At 68.1% G+C, this 17,258-nt stretch carries 16 protein-coding genes and 1 pseudogene; 9 read left to right on the top strand and 8 right to left on the bottom strand.

All coding sequences use genetic code 11. From position 1 onward, the window contains the following. Nucleotides 1-338: 338 nt before the first annotated feature. From AB0E63_RS16235 to AB0E63_RS16225, 3 genes are read right to left on the bottom strand one after another with little or no spacing between them, the layout of a single operon-like run. Nucleotides 339-1,160 (bottom strand): carbohydrate ABC transporter permease, encoded by an 822-nt coding sequence (locus AB0E63_RS16235; protein WP_360366088.1) that lies wholly within the window; start codon nt 1,158-1,160, stop codon nt 339-341. Beyond that, nucleotides 1,157-2,107 (bottom strand): sugar ABC transporter permease, encoded by a 951-nt coding sequence (locus AB0E63_RS16230; protein WP_360366086.1) that lies wholly within the window; start codon nt 2,105-2,107, stop codon nt 1,157-1,159. Before AB0E63_RS16230 ends, AB0E63_RS16235 begins: the two co-directional genes overlap by 4 nt. Then, entirely contained in the window at nt 2,104-3,387 is a 1,284-nt protein-coding gene (locus AB0E63_RS16225) for an ABC transporter substrate-binding protein (RefSeq protein ID WP_360366084.1), read from the bottom strand. Before AB0E63_RS16225 ends, AB0E63_RS16230 begins: the two co-directional genes overlap by 4 nt. 220 nt (nt 3,388-3,607) lie before the next feature. Between AB0E63_RS16225 and AB0E63_RS16220 the strand changes: the two genes are divergently transcribed. The 4 genes from AB0E63_RS16220 (at nt 3,608) to AB0E63_RS16205 (ending at nt 7,012) form a co-directional block, all read left to right on the top strand. After that, nucleotides 3,608-4,330, top strand: a complete 723-nt coding sequence (locus AB0E63_RS16220) for an SDR family NAD(P)-dependent oxidoreductase (RefSeq protein ID WP_360366082.1) — start codon at nt 3,608-3,610, stop codon at nt 4,328-4,330. Next, nucleotides 4,327-5,067 (top strand): FCD domain-containing protein, encoded by a 741-nt coding sequence (locus AB0E63_RS16215; protein WP_360366080.1) that lies wholly within the window; start codon nt 4,327-4,329, stop codon nt 5,065-5,067. The genes AB0E63_RS16220 and AB0E63_RS16215 overlap by 4 nt, the downstream gene beginning before the upstream one ends. Next, complete coding sequence (gene dgoD / locus AB0E63_RS16210; protein ID WP_360366078.1) at nt 5,064-6,209, top strand: galactonate dehydratase; 1,146 nt, start codon at nt 5,064-5,066, stop codon at nt 6,207-6,209. The genes AB0E63_RS16215 and dgoD overlap by 4 nt, the downstream gene beginning before the upstream one ends. Before the next feature lie 107 nt (nt 6,210-6,316). Then, nucleotides 6,317-7,012: a hypothetical protein gene (locus tag AB0E63_RS16205; RefSeq protein ID WP_360366076.1), complete on the top strand. Its 696-nt coding sequence runs from the start codon at nt 6,317-6,319 to the stop codon at nt 7,010-7,012. Nucleotides 7,013-7,014: 2 nt separating this feature from the next. Here AB0E63_RS16205 and AB0E63_RS16200 read toward each other — a convergent pair whose 3' ends face one another. Then, a complete protein-coding gene (locus AB0E63_RS16200) occupies nt 7,015-8,463 on the bottom strand; it encodes a sialidase family protein (protein ID WP_360366094.1) in 1,449 nt (482 codons plus the stop codon). An 83-nt stretch (nt 8,464-8,546) separates the two neighbouring features. Between AB0E63_RS16200 and AB0E63_RS16195 the strand changes: the two genes are divergently transcribed. From AB0E63_RS16195 to AB0E63_RS16180, 4 genes are all read left to right on the top strand, one after another. Continuing rightward, on the top strand, nt 8,547-9,167 hold the full coding sequence (locus tag AB0E63_RS16195; RefSeq protein WP_360366074.1) for a bifunctional 4-hydroxy-2-oxoglutarate aldolase/2-dehydro-3-deoxy-phosphogluconate aldolase: 621 nt from the start codon (nt 8,547-8,549) through the stop codon (nt 9,165-9,167). A gap of 31 nt (nt 9,168-9,198) precedes the next feature. Further along, nucleotides 9,199-10,137 carry a sugar kinase gene (locus AB0E63_RS16190; protein ID WP_360366072.1) on the top strand — a complete coding sequence of 313 codons (939 nt, stop codon included), beginning with the start codon at nt 9,199-9,201 and terminating at the stop codon, nt 10,135-10,137. 342 nt (nt 10,138-10,479) lie between these two features. Then, complete coding sequence (locus tag AB0E63_RS16185; RefSeq protein WP_360366070.1) at nt 10,480-11,715, top strand: IS110 family transposase; 1,236 nt, start codon at nt 10,480-10,482, stop codon at nt 11,713-11,715. A 78-nt stretch (nt 11,716-11,793) separates the two neighbouring features. Next, complete coding sequence (locus AB0E63_RS16180) at nt 11,794-12,534, top strand: poly-gamma-glutamate hydrolase family protein (RefSeq protein ID WP_360366068.1); 741 nt, start codon at nt 11,794-11,796, stop codon at nt 12,532-12,534. A gap of 43 nt (nt 12,535-12,577) precedes the next feature. Here the strand turns inward: AB0E63_RS16180 and AB0E63_RS16175 are convergent, their stop codons facing one another. Next, nucleotides 12,578-12,871, bottom strand: coding sequence for an antibiotic biosynthesis monooxygenase (locus AB0E63_RS16175; protein WP_360366066.1), 294 nt, complete (start codon nt 12,869-12,871; stop codon nt 12,578-12,580). Nucleotides 12,872-12,930: 59 nt separating this feature from the next. Next, entirely contained in the window at nt 12,931-13,536 is a 606-nt protein-coding gene (locus tag AB0E63_RS16170) for a helix-turn-helix domain-containing protein (protein WP_360366092.1), read from the bottom strand. On the opposite strand from AB0E63_RS16170, the pseudogene AB0E63_RS16165 reads away from it, so the two are divergent. Continuing rightward, nucleotides 13,432-13,935, top strand: a pseudogene (locus AB0E63_RS16165) (alpha/beta fold hydrolase); the annotation flags it as partial. The gene AB0E63_RS16170 and the pseudogene AB0E63_RS16165 sit on opposite strands and share 105 nt — an antisense overlap. A gap of 192 nt (nt 13,936-14,127) precedes the next feature. On the opposite strand, the gene AB0E63_RS16160 reads toward AB0E63_RS16165, so the two are convergent. Together AB0E63_RS16160 and AB0E63_RS16155 are read right to left on the bottom strand one after the other, a co-directional pair. After that, nucleotides 14,128-15,594: an ATP-binding protein gene (locus AB0E63_RS16160; RefSeq protein WP_360366065.1), complete on the bottom strand. Its 1,467-nt coding sequence runs from the start codon at nt 15,592-15,594 to the stop codon at nt 14,128-14,130. After that, the gene (locus AB0E63_RS16155; protein ID WP_360366063.1) at nt 15,594-17,255 is read right to left on the bottom strand and encodes an FAD-dependent oxidoreductase; all 1,662 of its coding nucleotides are present in this window, start codon (nt 17,253-17,255) and stop codon (nt 15,594-15,596) included. The genes AB0E63_RS16160 and AB0E63_RS16155 overlap by 1 nt, the downstream gene beginning before the upstream one ends. Between the last annotated feature and the right edge of the window lie 3 nt (nt 17,256-17,258).

Genomic DNA, 17,258 nt, shown 5'->3' with positions numbered 1-17,258 from the left:
TTTGTGCTGTCGTTGGCTTTGTCCCCCCCCCCGCCCCACCCCCTCCCCCCCCCGGGTTCCCCGTGGGGGGGGGGGCCCTCCCGGCGGGCCCGTCCCCCCCACGCCGTCGGGGCCGCTCACGACCAGGTCCACGGGTGCCGCGTAGCGGACGCCGCGGACGGCGTACTCGAGGGGTTCTACGTCGGCTCGTGGGAGGAAGTGTTCGGTGCCGGCCGGCGCGACGGTGGACGGGCCGTCGGCGACGGCGTGCGGGCCCCAGGCAACCAACTGGGCCCACTGGTTGTGGTCCGGGACACCGACGACGTACGACGTGGTGGTGCCGCGGAGAGTCCACGTCTTCACTTGACGGCTCCGATCGCCAGCCCGCCGACGAAGTGCTTCTGGAAGCGGAGGAACACGGCGACCGTGGGGACAGCGGCAATGACCGTACCGGCCGCGATCACGTTCCACGAAGAGACGAAGAGACCCTGAAGACCCAGCAACGCCGGGGTGACCGGCATCTTCTCGCCGGAGCGGATCACCGTGATCGACCAGAGCAGATCGTTGAAGATCCAGGTGAACGACAACGCACCGAGCGCGGCCAGTGCCGGCCGGGTCAGCGGCAGGATCACGGCCGAGTAGATCTTCCCCGGACCGGCACCGTCGATCGTCGCCGCCTCCTGGATCTCCCGCGGCAGATCCCGCATGAACCCGTGCAGTACGAACGTGTAGAACCCGAGCCCGAACCCGACATGCACGGCGATGAGTGCGATGAGCGTGTCGTAGTACCCGATCAGTTCCACGAACCGCGAGATCGGGATCAGCAGGATCTGTGGCGGCAGCAGGTTCCCCATCAGCATGAGCAGCAACACCGTCCGCCGGAACGGGATGTTGTACCGCGCCAGCCCGTACGCCGCGATCGACGCCAGCCCGAGACTCAGGAGCACCGCCGGAATCGTCACCAGCAGGCTGTTGATCAGTGCCCGGAACTCGTCCGCGTCCTCCCACGCCGACTTGTACGTCGAGAACGTGAACGAGTGCGGCAACGACCCGAGCCCGTTCGCGGCGACGTCGTCGAAGCTGCGGAACGAGATCACGATCACCCACAGGATCGGCGCGATCCACAGGAACGAGACGAGCCCCATCGTCAGGTGGTAGCCCGACGTCTTGAGCCGGTTCACGATTCCTCCCGGAAGGCGCGGATCAGGTAGCCGAGGATCACGGCGAGAGCGAGCAGGAAGATCACCACGGCCAGCGCGGACGCGTAGCCCAGCTGGGTGGATTGGAACGCGGTCGAGTACATGTAGGTGCTGAGCAGCTCCGACGAGTGGTACGGACCGCCCCTCGTCATCGACCAGACGATGTCGAAGGACCGCAGCGAGTCGATCACGATCACCGACAACACGACGGAGTTCACGCCCTTGAGCTGCGGGATCGTGACGTATCTGGTCCGCTGCCAGGCCGAGGCGCCGTCCACCTTCGCGGCTTCGTACAGCGCCGGGTCGACGGCCTTCAGACCGGCCAGGTACAGCACCATCACGTACCCGATCTGGCGCCACAGCGCCGGCACGATGACGGCGTACAGGGCGGTGTCGGGATCGGCGAGCCACGGCCGGATGAAGTTGCCCAGGCCAACGGATCGGAACACCGTGTCGACAAGTCCATCCGGCTGGTAGAACACCCGCCAGATCAGCGCGGTGACGACCAGCGAGAACACCACCGGGGTGAACAGCGCGGCCCGGTAGATACCGACGCCACGGCGCTCCTTCTGCAACAGCAGCGCCATCCCGAACCCGCCGACCACACTCAGCCCACCGAACAACACCAGCCAGATCGCCGTGTTCTTCAGCGCGGTCCGGAAGATCGGATCCGACACCATGTCGCCAAAGTTGCCGAATCCAACGAACCGAGGCGCCGACAACCCGTCCCAACTCGTCAGCGACAACCAGAACCCCTGCATCGCCGGCCAGAACACCCACACGGCCTCGATCAGGAACGGCACGAGCACAAACGCCAGGATCAGCGGCGACACCCGGCGCGGCCCGGAGTTCTTGGTACGGCGGGACGCACCCCCGCCGGCCCGTGGTGCGGACCGGCCGGGAGCCGTCTCTGTCAAGGTGGAAGTCACGCGTTGAAGACCTTTTCTGCGGCGGCTTGCCAGTCCTTGAGGATCTGGTCGATCTGGTCCGGCTTGTCGAGGAACTTGGTGAGGGCGGCGTCGGCCGTCGGCTGGAGGGCGTCGCTGGAGTCGCGGTTGAAGAACTGGGTCAGTTCGGCCGCGCTCTCGATCATCGCCTTGCCCTTGTTCACCAGCGGGGTGTCGGCCGACTTCCCGTCCGGGTTCGCGGGGATCGCCGTACCGGACGAGCTCTGTACGTAGATCTCCTGCGCCTCGGGCGTCGCCAGCCAGGTCATGAACTTCTTCACGCCGTCGGGATCCTTCGCCTTCTTCGACGCGAAGTACCCGTCCGTCGGCGCTTCCTCAGCAACCGGCACGGCGGGGTCGATGATCGGGAACTGGAAGAAGTCGATGTCGTCCAGCGCGTCCTTCGGTGCCGAGTCGGCGAAGAACGTGCCGATCAGGAACATCCCGGTCTTACCGGCCAGCAGCGCCGACGTCGCCTCCTGGAACGGGAACGACTTGCCCTTCGGGTCGAAGTACGGCAGCGCCTCGCGCCACTTCGTGAAGACCGCCTTCACCTTCGGGTCGTCGAAGCGGCCCTCGCCGGCGAGCAGCTGGCGGTGGAACGGCGCACCGTTGATCCGGATGTTCAGGTAGTCGAACCACGCCGACGCGACCCACGGGGTGTCGCCGAGACCGATCCCGATCGGCGGGATGCCCTTGCTCTGGATGGTCTTGCAGACGGCCAGGAACTCGTCCCAGGTCTTCGGCGGCGTCACGCCCCACTTGGCGAAGTTCGACTTGCGATAGAACATGCCCCACCAGTAGTAGCTGGTCGGCACGAAGATCTTCTGCCCGGCGCTGCTGGTGGACAGCGTCTGCATCGACTTCGGGTAGTTCGTCATGCCGTCCCACACGCTCGTCACGTCGAGCAGTAGGTCCTTCTTCGCGTACGAGTCCGCGACGGAGCCGGCGTACCAGGTGTAGACGTCCGGCGGGTTCGCCGAGGTCAGGTACGTCGGCAGCTGGGTCCGGAAGATCTCCGACGCGACCGTGTTCAGCTTGACCTGGGACCCGCCGGTTTTGTTGTACGCAGCAACGAGCTTCTCCATCGCGGCCTTGGCCTGCTCGCTGGAGAGGTTCGACTGCAGCGCGAGCTCACCAGTCGCCGCGCTACCGCTGCCGGGACTCTTCGTCGAGGTCGCGCACCCGGGCACCAGGGCAACCGCCCCGAGCGCGCCGAGTCCCTTGAGGAAAGTCCGCCGATCTGCTGCCAGACCCGTCATGCCAACTCCTGAGATCGCCTCGACGGTCATGCCAGTCGAGTGAGTGGTCCTTGTTGCCGACGATCTTGCGGCGAGCGGCCCCAGGTGTCAATATTAATTCGTAAATTACGAGCAAATAGCTTGACGCGACAGCGACGTCACGGTCAACTGGTGCCTCGTTCATCGTTGGAACGCTCCGCCGCACGTGCTTGGGTGGGAGTCGGCGTGGGAGGAGTGGCGGGTGCGGCTGGGTGGGCGGGTGATCGTGGTGACCGGCGCGGCGTCGGGAATCGGTGCTGCCTGTGTGGAGCGGTTCCTGACCGAGGGCGCCTCGGTGGTGCAGGTCGACGTCCAGCCGTCCAAGGAGGTCCCCGGCCGGGCGATCGCCGTACTGGGTGATGTCTCGGCACCGGACACCTGGGCCGAGGTGCGGTCCCGCGGTCGCGACGAGCTCGGCCCGATCGACGGACTCGTCAGCAACGCGGGCTTCGCCGACGTGAAGCCCGCCCACGAGCTGTCGCCGCTGTCCTGGCAACGACAGCTCGACGTCAACCTGACCGCCGCGTTCCTCGGGTTCCAGGCGCTGTACGACGACCTGGCGGCCGCCGCGGGATCCGTCGTACTGATGTCGTCGGTGCACGCTCTCGCGGGCCTGCCCGGGCATCCGGCGTACGCGGCGACGAAGGGCGCGCTGGTCGCCCTCGGCCGCCAGCTGGCCGTCGAGTACGGCGGCTCGATCCGGGTGAACACCGTGCTTCCGGGTCCGATCGAGACCGCGATGTGGGACCGCGTCGACGCCGAGGGCCGGGAGCAGAGTGCACGGGCGACGGCGATCGGGCGACTCGGGCAGCCGGACGAGGTGGCTCAGGTGGTCGCGTTCTTGTTGTCGGCGGAGGCGTCGTACGTGACCGCCGCCAGCCTGGTGGTCGACGGCGGATGGTCCGCGGCGAAGGACTCTGCATGAGGGAGAACGGTGTGACGGGGATTCAGCGCGGGGTGTCGCGAGGGCTGCACGGGCAGATCGTGGAGGTGATGGCCGAGCGCATCTTGTCCGGGCAGATCCCAGAAGGCGCGACCATCAACGTGACCGAGCTGCAGTCCGACCTCGGGGTCAGCCTGACCGCGGTCCGGGAGGCGTTGAAGGTCCTGACCGCGAAAGGCCTGGTCGACGCGCGACAGAAGCGCGGCACGTTCGTCCGCCCGCGCTCGGACTGGAACCTGCTCGACGCGGACATGATCCGCTGGCACTTCAAGGACGCCGACGCCCGGCCCGAGTTGCTCGAGGAGCTGCACGAGGTGCGCGGGATCGTCGAACCGGCCGCCGCCCGGCTGGCCGCGCTGCGATCCGACGACGCAGACCTCGCGGCACTCGACGAGGCGCTCGCAGCGATGGAGTCCGCCGGTGACAACCTCGCCGCGGCGGCCGCGGACCTCGCGTTCCACCGGGCGTTGCTGGCGGCAACGGGCAACGAACTGCTGACGAAGATGGAAGTGATCATGGAGACCGGGCTCGCCGATCGCGACCGGCTGGTGCACAAGGTGAAGCCGTCGGACGACCCGATACCGAGCCACCGCCGCGTGCTCGACGCCATCCGGGCGCACGACTCCGTCGCTGCCGAGCAGGCGATGCGGGAGCTGCTGGCCAAGGCCGCGGAGGACCTCACCGAGGTGCGCGGTTCCTCCCGTGGACGGCGCCGGTGAAGATCGAGCGGATCGAGACATTCCTGGTCCCACCGCGCTGGCTGTTCTGCCGGATCGAGACGAGCGACGGCGTCGTCGGCTGGGGCGAGCCCGTGGTCGAAGGACGGGCCGAGCTCGTCCGGACCGCGATCGACGTCCTGTCGGAGTACCTGATCGGCCAGGATCCGTTGCAGATCGAGCGGCACTGGCAGGTCCTGACCAAGGGCGGCTTCTACCGCGGCGGTCCGGTGCTGAGTAGTGCCGTCGCCGGGCTGGACCACGCGCTGTGGGACATCGCCGGCAAGGTGTACGGCGCTCCCGTCGCGGCACTGCTCGGTGGACGGGTCCGCGACCGGGTGCGCGTGTACTCGTGGGTGGGTGGCGACGAGCCGTCCGAGGTCGGGGACGCCGTCGCGGAACAGGTCGCCGCCGGGATGACCGCGGTGAAGATGAACGGCAGCGGCCGGATCCAGCCGTCGCCGTCTCTTGCCGAGATCAACGACATCGTCGCCCGGCTGGCCGCCGCCCGGGAGGCCCTCGGCAACGACCGCGACGTGGCCATCGACCTGCATGGCCGGGTCGGAGTAGCCGGCGCACGCCGGATCCTGCACGCCGTCGAGGACCTGCAGCCGTTCTTCGTCGAAGAGCCGGTGCTGCCCGAGCACATGACCCACCTGGCGGAAGTCGTCAGCACCTCGACGGTTCCGGTCGCGCTCGGCGAGCGGCTCTACCACCGCACCGAATTCGTGGCGCCGCTCGACGCCGGCGTCGCGGTCGTCCAGCCCGACGTGTCCCATGCGGGCGGGATCTCCGAGCTGCGGCGGATCGCCGTACTGGCTGACACGCACGGCGCGATGCTGGCGCCGCACTGTCCGCTCGGGCCGATCTCGCTGGCGGCGAGTCTGCAGGTGTCGTTCGCGACGCCGAACTTCCTGATCCAGGAGCAGAGCCGGGGCATCCATTACAACCTGACCAGCGACCTCACGTCGTACGTCGCAGACCCGGCGCCGTTCGCCTGGGTCGACGGCCATGCCGAGTGGAATCCCCTGCCTGGCTTGGGAATCACGGTCGACGAGGCCGCCGTCCGCGCCGCCGACAAGACTGGTCATGCCTGGCGCAACCCGGTCTGGACCCACGAAGACGGCTCCTTCGCCGAATGGTGACCGAGCAAGCCGCAGCCGGCCGTGTAGTGACCATCGACCCGATTGACGGGGGTCGATGGACGTCCCTGTGGCTGGCCGGCCGTGAATGGCTATGGGCCGGACCTGGCTTGCTCGCCGGACCACGTGCCGGCCTCGCGACCTTCATCGACGCCGGCGGTCTCGACGAGTGCTTCCCCACAGTGCGTGGCACACCTGACCACGGCGGCCTGTGGAACCAGCCCTGGGATACCACGGTCACCTACGACGACGCGATCCTGACTCGGGCCTTCACCCCCGGCACGGACACCGTCACCGTCGACTATCGGCTGCAGGCTCCGGCCGGTTTCCGTTTCATCTGGGCCGCGCACGCTCTTCTCGACTGCGCTGTCGGCACCACCCTCTCGGTGCCTGGTGGGACCGTCTGCCGGCTCTACCCGGAGGCCGCTCCGTTGTTGCCCTGGACCTGGCCTGACGACGCACCTTGGGTCGCCACCCCGTGGCCGACCCCACTCGACCTGACCACCTACGGGCCGTCCGACGGGACCGCGGTCGGCGGGGTCTTGGTCGACTGCCCGACCGTTTCGGTCCGGGACCGTGGGGCCGAGCTCACCTTGACGTTGAGTTGCCCTGGGCAACCAGTATCCACGGCGTTCTGGCGCAATCTGGGTGGCTTCCCGGACGAAGCGCCGTACCGGAGTCTCGGGGTGGAGCCGATGCTCGGCCGGGTGTTCGACCTTGCCGAGGCGGGTCCGGACGATGCCGCGGTGGTTCCCGCCAACGGTGAACTGACCTGGCGGCTGACCTTCTCCGCCAGGTCAGTGTGATGTCACCCGAGCGGCAGGTCGAGTACGACGTTCGGCACCGTCGTGCTGTTCGTGGTGCGGATGCTGTTGAGCTCGGTCGACGTGAGCGCCCGCTTGTAGAGGCGGACCTCGTCCATCGACCCGTCGAAGTGATGCGCGCCGTCCAACCGTTGGCCGACGTACATCTTGAACGGACGGCCCGGGCTCACCGATCCGGCCGGCGCGGTGACGCCGGCCGCCTGGATTCCGTCGACCCAGATCGACAGCGTGCCGGCCTTACGCTGCAGGGCGACGTGGTGCCAGGCGTTGTCGTTGTAGGCCTTGGTCGTCGCGACGGCGGCAGTGCTTCCGCCGGTCGTGATCAGACCGCGGATCCGGCTGTCACCCGGCTCGGCGCGCAGCCAGAACTGCGAGAACTCGTTGATCCCGTAACCCCAGAAGATCGCCTGGTTCGCCGTACTCGCGCCGTACTTGATCCACGCCATCGCGGTGAAGTCACCCGCGCCGACCGCGAGCGACTCGGCGAACGGCAACTGGATCGCGTCATCGGTTCCGTCGAGGTCGCGCGCCTGGCCGAACTTCCCGGCGACCGACGTCGTCCCGCCGCGGAGGTAGCTGTTGTTGCCGTAGCCGGAGACGTCGGGCGTCGTCGTACCGAGAGGTGCGTCGGGGTGGCCGATGTCGGTCTCGGTGAAGCGAGCGAAGCGGATCTGATCCCGGGCGTCGACCGAGCCACCTTCGTACAGCAGCCCGATCTCGCCGGTGTCGAGGATGGCCATGTCGGAGTAGCCGGACCAGTCGCTGGTGATCCGGGTGCCATCGGCAACGGACTGCCAGGTCTTGCCTTCGTCGAAGCTGGACCGGATCGTCATGTACCGGCGCCGTTCCGGATCGGCGGGGGCAGCGAACAGGATCCGGTTGTACTTGTCGCCTTGATCGACCGCCCGCAGCCGTTGGAACGATCCCTGCACCGTCGGTGTGGTCAGACCGGCGATCGTTGCGTAGGGCGCCACGTACGTCTGACCGCCGTCGTTGCTGACCGCAAACATCCGGCTGTCTCCAGCGCTGCCGGCGTTGTTGCGGGCACCGGCATAGATGCCGCCGTCAACCTTCTCGACCACGCTGATCTCCTGAGGCGTTGCGTCCGAGCGCAGATCGGTCGCACCCTTGTGCCAGGTCTCGCCGTGGTCGTCGCTGTAGACGAGCTGGCCCGCGTTCAGACCGGCTCCGTTGTCGTAGTTGGTCCCCGCCACCAACCGGCCGGCGTGCGTACCGCGGGTCAGCTGGATGCCGTGCACCGGCCCGGTCGCGTACCAGCCCCAGGCCGGATCGTCGATCTGGTCACCGATGTTGTTGGCTTTGCTCCAGGTCTTCCCGTCGTCCTCACTGAACTGCACGTACGGCGTCCGCGGGCGAGTCGTTTGGGCATGGGCGGATGCCTCCTGAAAGTAAACAACGGGGCGGTTGTTCAGTTAGTAATTTAGCCACAATCCGGCGTCTTGAGCCAGAGCTCATCGGACGTCCTATGTCTAGTCGATCAAATAGGTTGGGAACCATGGATCTGCTTGCCGAACTCCGCGACCGCAAGATGCTCGCCATCATCCGCGCCGACGGAGCCGATCGCGCTCTGGAGTGCATCCACACCCTGGTCGAGGCCGGGATCACCGCTCTCGAGGTGTCCCTCACCACGCCCGGCGCGGTGGACGCGATCGCCAAGGCCCGCTCGGAGTACGACCCGAGCATCCTGATCGGCGCCGGCACCGTCATCACCGCCGCCCAGGCCGACGAGGTCGCCGCCGCCCGCGCCGGCTTCGTCGTCACCCCTGCCATCACCCGGGGCGCCCGGCGCAGCGTCGAGCTCGGGCTCCCGCTGCTGTGCGGTGCCCTCACCCCAACCGAGGTCGTCGCTGCCCTCGACCTGGGCGCGACCGCGGTGAAGATCTTCCCGGCGAAGGTCTATGGCCCGGGCTACTTCCGCGAGCTGCGCGCTCCGCTTCCCGACGCACCCCTCATCGCCGTCGGCGGTGTCGATGCGGCGACCGCCCCGGAGTACCTGGCCGCGGGGGCTCTCGCTGTCGGCGTCGGCTCTCCGCTTCAGGGCGATGCGGGCACCGGCGGATCGCAGTCCGACCTGGCCGCCCGAGCCGCCACCTTCCGCACCACGCTTGGCGTCTAACTCCCGAATCATCACCTCCCGGAGCTCCTCGATGACCGACCTGCTCACCCTCGGCGAGACCATGGTCTCGTTGCGCACCGCCCGCCCGATGCGGCTCGGCGGTGACGCACACCTGTCGATCGCCGGCTCGGAGACCAACGTCGCCATCGGCCTGTCCAGGCTCGGACACCAGGCCACCTGGGTAGGTGCCGTGGGCAACGATGAGCCCGGCCGCCTGATCCAGCGAACGTTGCGCGCCGAGGGCGTCGACACCAGCCGGCTGCGGTTCTCGGACGAGTCGTTCACCGGGTTCATCGCGTTCGACCAACCGTCACACGACATCACCCGGGTCAGCTACCACCGCCGCGGTTCGGCCGGATCGACCCTCACCGTGGACGAGTGCGTCGCCGCGATCGACGCAACGCAACCACGCCTGCTCCACGTCACCGGCATCACCCCGGCTCTCTCGGACACCGCCCGCGCCGCGACGCTGTCCGCCGTACGCACAGCTTTCGCCGCAGGCGTGCAGGTCTCCCTCGACGTCAACTACCGCGCTCGACTGTGGTCCCGCCCCGACGCCGCGGCCGCTCTCCGCGAGCTCCTCCTCCATGTCCAGACCGTCTTCGCCTCCGACGACGAGCTCGACCTCCTGACCGATGCCGCCGACCCGGTTGCCGACCTCCTGGCCCACAGCACCGTCGACCAGGTCGTCGTCACCGCCGGCGGCAAGGGCGCCTGGGCCCACTCGTCCGACGGCACCATCCACCGCCCCGCCCTCCCGGTCACCGTCGTCGACAGCATCGGCGCCGGCGACGCCTTCGTCTCCGGCTACCTCTCCGCCACCCTCGACAACCTCGCCCCCGAAGCCCGCCTCGACCGCGCCACCACCTCCGGCGCCTTCTGCGTCACCGCCCTCGGCGACTGGGAATCCCTCCCCACCCGCGACGACCTCCACCTCCTGTCCCACACCCACGGCACCGCTCTCCGCTGATCGCCGTACCTAAGAACAGGACGTAGTCGTCTACGTATGCCCCCGGCTGAGCGTGAGTCCCCCAGCCCTGCGTCCAGAAACCGGACCACCTCCTAATGGGTGTTATCGGGTCGGTCGCTGGCAGACTCGGTGTCTGGTAGCCGCTGGCAAGTGAGCACTCCTACCTCCTGGGCTTGGAGCCCTGTGGACAGAGCGTGCCCTTGCCGGTGGTCGGGAGACGTGAATGGCTGATGGGATGTCGTGCCCACTGCTGGTTGGTGTGAGCACTGATCCATTAGGGCGCCGGGGTCTCCTGCCGGCTGCTGCTGACACTCATCGAGTGCGTGAGGGGACAAGTGGATCGTGTTGTTCGTTGGTGATGACTGGGCCGAAGGCCATCATGACCTCGAGGTCGAGGACGACCAGGGCCGGGTCCTGGCGCGTGCACGGGTTGGTGACGGGATCGCCGGGATGGTGAAACTCCACGAGTTGGTGGCGGAATTCCTGGGAGATGCTGAGGGTCCGGAGCAGGTCGTGGTCGGGATTGAGACCGATCGGGGGCCCTGGGTTGGTGCGTTGATCGCGGCCGGGTATCAGGTGTTCGGGGTGAACCCGAAGCAGGCCGCGCGGCATCGGGAGGTCATCTCGATCTCGGGCGCCAAGGACGACAAGACCGACGCGCACACCCTCGCCGACATGGTCCGCACCCGGCGCCACCAGCTCCGCGTGATCGAGCCCGACTCGCAGGTCGCGGACGGCGTCAAGGTGCTGACCCGGGCGCATCAGGGACTGGTCCAGGAACGGACCCGGCACATGCTGCGGTTGCGGTCGGCGCTGCGGGACTACTTCCCGGCCGCGCTGGCCGCATACCAGCTGGGCACGTTGACGTTGACCAGCCCCGACGTGCTGGCGCTGCTGGCCAAGGCGCCCACCCCGGCGGCCGCCAGGAGGCTCACCATCGCCCAGATCACGGCGGCGTTGAAGACCGCCGCCCGGCGCGGTGATGTTCCGGCCCGGGCGGCCGCGATCCAGGCCGCGTTGCGCACCGAACAGTTGGGGCTGCCCGATCTGGTCACCGACGCCTACGCCGCCACGGTGCGCTCCACGATCGCCATCCTGCAGACCCTGAACACCCAGATACCAGCCCTGCAGGACGGAGTGGAGGCCTATTTTGGCCGGCACCCGGACGTTGAGATCTACCGCAGCCAGCCCGGCCTCGGGAAGATCCTCGGCGCCCGGGCACTCGCAGAATTCGGCGACGCCCCCGGCCGCTACCACGACTCCAAAGCCCGCAAGAACTACGCCGGCACCGCACCCATCACCCGCCAATCCGGCAAAACCAAAACAGTCCACGCCCGGTTCATCCACAACAACCGGCTCGTCAACGCCCTCGACCTACAAGCCTCCGCCGCCACCCTGCACGACCCCCACGTCCGCGCCTACTACGACCAACTCCGCAGCCGCGGCCTCGGCCACCACGCCGCCCTACGCCAAATCGCCAACCGACTCGTCGGCATCCTCCACGGCTGCCTCAAAACCCGAACCCTCTACAACCCCGACACCGCCTGGGCCCACCGCACCACAACCACCGCCGCTTGACACACCTAACACCAGGGATGTCTGTTCTTAGGTACGCATCGCCGCGCTAAGTTCAGAGTGGGCGGGAGGGAGATCGGCGTGGGGACATCGCGAAAGTTTGCGTCCAACACCGACTTGTACGCCGACCCCGGGCTGACCGAGGGCGTCGACTACGCGCGGAGGTTTCGGCGGCACGAGTGGTTCGACGATGACCTGACCGAGCAGTCTGCCGTCCAGCGCACCACGATCCTGGCCCCGCATGGCGGTGGCATCGAGGCCGGTACGTCGGAGCTGTGCCTGGCGATCGCCGGCTACCACCCGGCCGACCTCATCCCGACCCCGGCTGACGGGCCGCTCCACGACTACTGGATGTTCGAGGGCCTGCGTGACTCCGGCAACAGCGAACTCCACGTCACGTCCACCGGCTGCGACGACCATGTCGCACGAGCCCTCGCCGCGGGTTCCCTCAACGCTGTCGGCCTCCACGGCTGCACGACGTCCGAGGCCGAACTACCGAACGGCACCCAAGCGGTCCTCGTCGGCGGCCTCAACACCACCTTCAAGTCCCATCTCCTGACCAGACTCACCGCAGCCCGCATCCGCGCCATCGACGCCGACTCCGTCCCTGACCTCAACGGCGACGAGCCCCTCAACATCGCCAACCGCACACTCCTCGGCGTCGGCGCCCAACTCGAGCTCACGACCCCGCTGCGTCGGGCGATGTTCCGCATCAACACCCGGGCGGACCGCAAGAACACCACCCTGCGACTCTTCTGGTCTTTCACCACCGCAGCCCGAGCAGCCATCGCCGACCTGGAAGCCACCCAGCCAATCCCCTGATCTCCATCGCCCGCCACTTCCACCCGCGACCTGCGCCCTGGTGTCAGCGGTCGGCGACGACCTCGCCGTTCACGGCTGAGGAGTCGGAGGTCAGGGACCAGGCTGCGGCCGCCTCGGGGCTCTTCGCCATCGGGAACGCCGCGGCCATCGCCGCCATCGACTCCCACTGCCACGTGTCCGTGTAGCTGTCATCCTCGAGCCGAACCAGCCTGGTCGCGATCAGGCCCGGGTGAGCGGCGCGGATCAGGTCGATCACCGCGGCACGGCGGGTGAGAAACTCTTCGAGATTCTTGGGCTCCACGACGTAGGTGTGAAACCGCACGACACTCGACTGCATGATCGTCTCCTCGTCGTTTCGGGTACGTCCAGTTGACGGATCCACGCGAGGAAATGTGACTAGTCCTCGACGGGGAACAGGATCGGACTGAGCAGATAACGCTTCCGCTCAGGCGTGGCCTCGTTGGTGAGGACCGGGAGGATCGCCGCTCGCATCCCCTCGATCAGCTGCTCCAGCTCGTCCCGGCTCAACCAAACTCCGTGCTGCCGATACCCGACGAGATCGCCGACCGGGTCAGCATCCTCGTGATCCAGATACGCGTTGAACTCGGCCACCAGCGCAGCCATCGCGGCAGCGAACCCACGCCGGTGATCATCCACGGTGAGCTGCTCCACCTGCTCAGCACTGATCGACGCCCGCTCCTGCCGCAGCCGGAACCGCCGCTCGACCGCACCGCGCACCCGCCGCTCCTCGGCGACCTCGAGGATCCCGCCCTCGGCCAGCAGTTCGACATGCCGGTACAGCGTCGCCTTCGAGACATCCTGGATCCGCTCACCCAGCTCGCTCGTCGTCAGCTCACGCCCGCCGCGCAGCGCATGCACGACGCGCAACCGGACCGGATGCCCGAGCAGCTCCAACGGCTGCGCTTCGACAAGCTCACCGCCAACCGGCCCGAGGCGATGGCCGAACCGGGCTTCACCATGACGGCGGAGTACGTCCCGCATGCGATCGCCGCCGTACACACGCTGAAGCAGTACGTCGATCAGGTCTTCCTGATCGGCCACAGCATGGGCGGCAAGGTCGCACCGAAGATCGCGGCCGAGGAACCGCTGGTAGCAGGACTCGTCATCATGGCCGGCGACACCCAGCCCATGCACCACGCCGCCGTCCGCGTGATGACCTACCTCAGCACCACGAACCCGGAAGCCGTTCCACCGGGGACGATCGAGCTGTTCGAACGCCAGGCCGCCGTCGTCGACAGCCCGGACCTCTCACCGGACACCCCACCCGCGGACCTCCCATTCGGCATGCCGGGGTCGTACTGGCTCGACCTCCGCGAGTACGACGCCGTCGCCACAGCCGCGAAGCTCGACGTACCGATCCTCGTCCTCCAGGGCGGCCGCGACTACCAGGTGACGGTCGCCGACGACCTCCCCGCCTGGCGGGAAGCCCTCCCGACCGCAACCATCAAGATCCTGCGGCCGACAACCACCTGTTCTTCCCCGGCACCGAGCCCTCGACGCTGGCCGACTACCAAACCGCGCAGCACGTCGACCCCGAGGCTCTCACCGCCATCCTCAACTGGTTGCGCTGAGCTACGAAAGGAGCGCCGGGTCGGACTCCAGTTCCTTCTCCGGGTCCAGGGGGAGGACGACCTTGAAGCGGGTGTTGCCGGGTTCGGATTCGACGCGGAGGTCGCCGTGGTGCTTCTTGACCACGATGCGCCAGGAGATGTCGAGACCCAGGCCCGTGCCTTCGCCGATCGGCTTGGTGGTGAAGAACGGCTCGAAGATGCGGCGCCGGATTTCCGCCGGGATGCCCGGACCGGTGTCGCCGATCTCGACGACCGCGTACGCGCCGTCCTTCTGGGTCCGGATCGTGAGCGTGCCGGAGCCGCCCATCGCGCTGACCGCGTTGTCGATGATGTTCGTCCACACCTGGTTGAGCTCGGCGGCGTACGCCGGGATCGGCGGCAGCTCGGGATCGAAGTCCTTCACGACTTCGAGGCCCTGCAGTTTGCCCGACATCATCACCAGCGTGGACTTCAGCAGCTCGCGCAGATCGACGGTCTGGTACGGCGCTCTGTCGATCTGGGAGTACTGCTTCGCGGCACCGACAAGCGTCGAGATCCGCGTGACCGAGTCGTCGATCTCGTTCATCAGTGACTCGGTGTCGATCGTGTACATCAGCCACCGCACGGCACCTTCGAGGTACTTCGGGCCGACCGCGGTCAGCACCGCCTCCATCCACGGCACGTCCAGGCCGGCCGCGGCCAGCACCGGCGCGACGTCCCAGCTGGCCTGGACGTCGTGGTCGTCGAGCCAATCGGTCAACGTGTCCTCGGCGTCGGACAACTCCATCGGCGAGACGTCTTTGTCCTTGTTCTTCTCCAGCCGCTCGACCGCGTCGTCCTGCAGCGCGACGATCTGGTGCAGCTTCGTCGCGTCCAGCGTGCCGTCGGCGAGCATCGCCAGCTTGGACCGCATCCCGGAGACCCGCTGCCGCAAGGTCGCCGCCGCCCGAACCGCCGCCGCGGCCGGGTTGTTCAGCTCGTGCGTGAGACCGGCCGACAAGGAGCCGAGGGCAAGCAACCGCTCGCGCTCGCCGAGCGTCTCGTTGGTCCGCCGCATGCCCATCACGAAGCCCTCGATCAGGTGCACCGCCATCGGGAACCAGGTGTTCATCATCGTCGCCATGGTCTCGGCGCCGATGACGAAGAACTCCGACGGCTGGATCACCTGCATCGTCGCCGTGTACGACTTGTGGTCGGCGGCACCGAAGAAGGCGTTGAACGCACCGGAGTAGACCCCGCGCTGGCCGGTCCGGTTGATCTCGACCAGCTCACCGTGCGACAGCTTGCAGAGCCGGATCTCCCCGGACAGCAGGACGTAGCAGCAGGTCGCCTCGTCTCCCTCGTTGAACACGATCCCGTCATGCCAGGACTCGACGTACCCGACCCCGGCGAGCCACTGCAACTGCTCGTCCGTCAGGCTCTCGAAGAGAAACAGCGTGCGCAGCTCGTCCGGAGTCAGCCGCCGCGGCTCCACGGTTTGGTCAGTCATCAGAGCATCTCCAGGTATCGGTGCACCAGTGTCACGGCCATCGCTCCGTCGCCGACCGCGGAGGCGACCCGCTTCACCGACTCGGCCCGGACGTCGCCGGCGGCGAACACGCCCGGCATGCTCGTCTCCAGGTGGTACGGCTCCCGGTCCAGGGGCCAGCCCGGCGGTTTGCCGTGCAGGTCCGGTCCGGTGAGCACGAAGCCGCGCTCGTCGCGGTGCAGATCCGTCGGCAGCCAGTCCGTGCGGGGCGCCGCTCCGATGAACACGAACATCCACTCCGTGCTCACCTCGCGGCTCTCGCCGGTCTGGCTGTCCAGCAGGGTCAACACCTCGAGGTGCTCCGAGCCCTTACAGGAAACGACCTGCGTGCAGGTGTGCACCTCGATGTTGTCGATGCCGTCGATCTGGTCGATCAGGTACGACGACATCGTCGCCGTGAGCGATGGTCCTCTGACCAGCATATGCACGCGTTTGGCATGCCTGGAGAAATAGACCGCGGCCTGGCCGGCGGAGTTCGCCCCGCCGATGATGTAGACCTCCTGGCCGGCGCAGGCCGGACCCTCGGTCGTCGCCGAGCCGTAGTAGATCCCGCGACCGCACAGGTCGTCGACGCCCGGAGCCTCGAGGGTCCGGTAGGACACCCCGGTCGCCAGGATCACCGAGTGCGACGAGATCTCGCTGCCGTCGGAGAACATCAGCCGCCGCGCGTTGCCGAGCGTCTCCAGCCCCACCACCTGACGAGCGGTCAGCAGCTCGGCCCCGAACCGCACCGCCTGCCGCCGGGCCCGGTCCGTCAGCTGCGCCCCGGACACCCCGTCCGGGAAGCCCAGGTAGTTCTCGATCCGGCTCGACTGACCGGCCTGGCCGCCGGTCGCCAACTGCTCGACCAGGACGGTCCGCAGTCCCTCGCTGGCGCCGTACACCGCAGCGCCGAGCCCGGCCGGGCCTCCGCCGACCACGACGAGGTCGTAGAAATCCTGGGTGGGAGCGGTCAACAGCCCGACCTTGTCGGCCAGCTCCGCCTCGCTCGGCGCGACCATCACCGTCCCGTCCGCGGTGATCACCACCGGCAGGGTGGACCCGTCGATGCCGGCCGCGGCGAGCAGCCGCTGGCTCTCGTCGTCGTCGACGCTGAACCAGCGGTACGGCACCGCGTTCCGCGCCAGGAAGTCACGGGCCGCGAACGACGGCGCGGACCAGCGGTGGCCGATCACCTTCGTCTCGTCCGTGGACGGCTCCGGGGTCTCCTTCCACAGGTCGAGCATCGCGTCGACCACCGGGTAGAGCTTCTCCTCCGGCGGGTTCCACGGCTTGAGCAGGTAGTGGTCGAGGTCGACCACGTTGATCGCCTGGATCGCCGCGTCGGTGTCGGCGTACGCCGTCAGCAGCACGCGGCGGGCGAGCGGGAACAGGTCCATCGCGGCCTCGAGGAACTCGATGCCGGACATCTGGGGCATCCGGTAGTCGGCCAGCAGCAGGGCGACCGGTTCGCCGCGGAGCTTCAGCTCCTTCAGGGCGTCCAGCGCCTGGGCCGGGTTCTCCGCCCGGACGATGCGGTGCTCCTCGCCGTATCGGCGGCGGAGGTCACGGGCGATCGACCGGGAAACGCCGGGGTCGTCGTCCACGGTGAGGATCACCGGGCGGGTCGTTGACGCTGTCATGCC

Source organism: Kribbella sp. NPDC026596, assembly GCF_040638415.1.
Lineage (GTDB): Bacteria > Actinomycetota > Actinomycetes > Propionibacteriales > Kribbellaceae > Kribbella.
This window is presented reverse-complemented; position numbering and strand designations above follow the sequence as displayed.

Bases quoted from the DNA above. Each gene is read 5' to 3' on its own strand.
- AB0E63_RS16225 (WP_360366084.1), bottom strand. From the start codon at position 3,387: ATGACGGGTCTGGCAGCAGATCGGCGGACTTTCCTCAAGGGACTCGGC.
- AB0E63_RS16215 (WP_360366080.1), top strand. From the start codon at position 4,327: ATGAGGGAGAACGGTGTGACGGGGATTCAGCGCGGGGTGTCGCGAGGG.
- AB0E63_RS16195 (WP_360366074.1), top strand. From the start codon at position 8,547: ATGGATCTGCTTGCCGAACTCCGCGACCGCAAGATGCTCGCCATCATC.
- AB0E63_RS16190 (WP_360366072.1), top strand. From the start codon at position 9,199: ATGACCGACCTGCTCACCCTCGGCGAGACCATGGTCTCGTTGCGCACC.
- AB0E63_RS16175 (WP_360366066.1), bottom strand. From the start codon at position 12,871: ATGCAGTCGAGTGTCGTGCGGTTTCACACCTACGTCGTGGAGCCCAAG.
- AB0E63_RS16170 (WP_360366092.1), bottom strand. From the start codon at position 13,536: ATGCGGGACGTACTCCGCCGTCATGGTGAAGCCCGGTTCGGCCATCGC.
- AB0E63_RS16160 (WP_360366065.1), bottom strand. From the start codon at position 15,594: ATGACTGACCAAACCGTGGAGCCGCGGCGGCTGACTCCGGACGAGCTG.
- AB0E63_RS16155 (WP_360366063.1), bottom strand. From the start codon at position 17,255: ATGACAGCGTCAACGACCCGCCCGGTGATCCTCACCGTGGACGACGAC.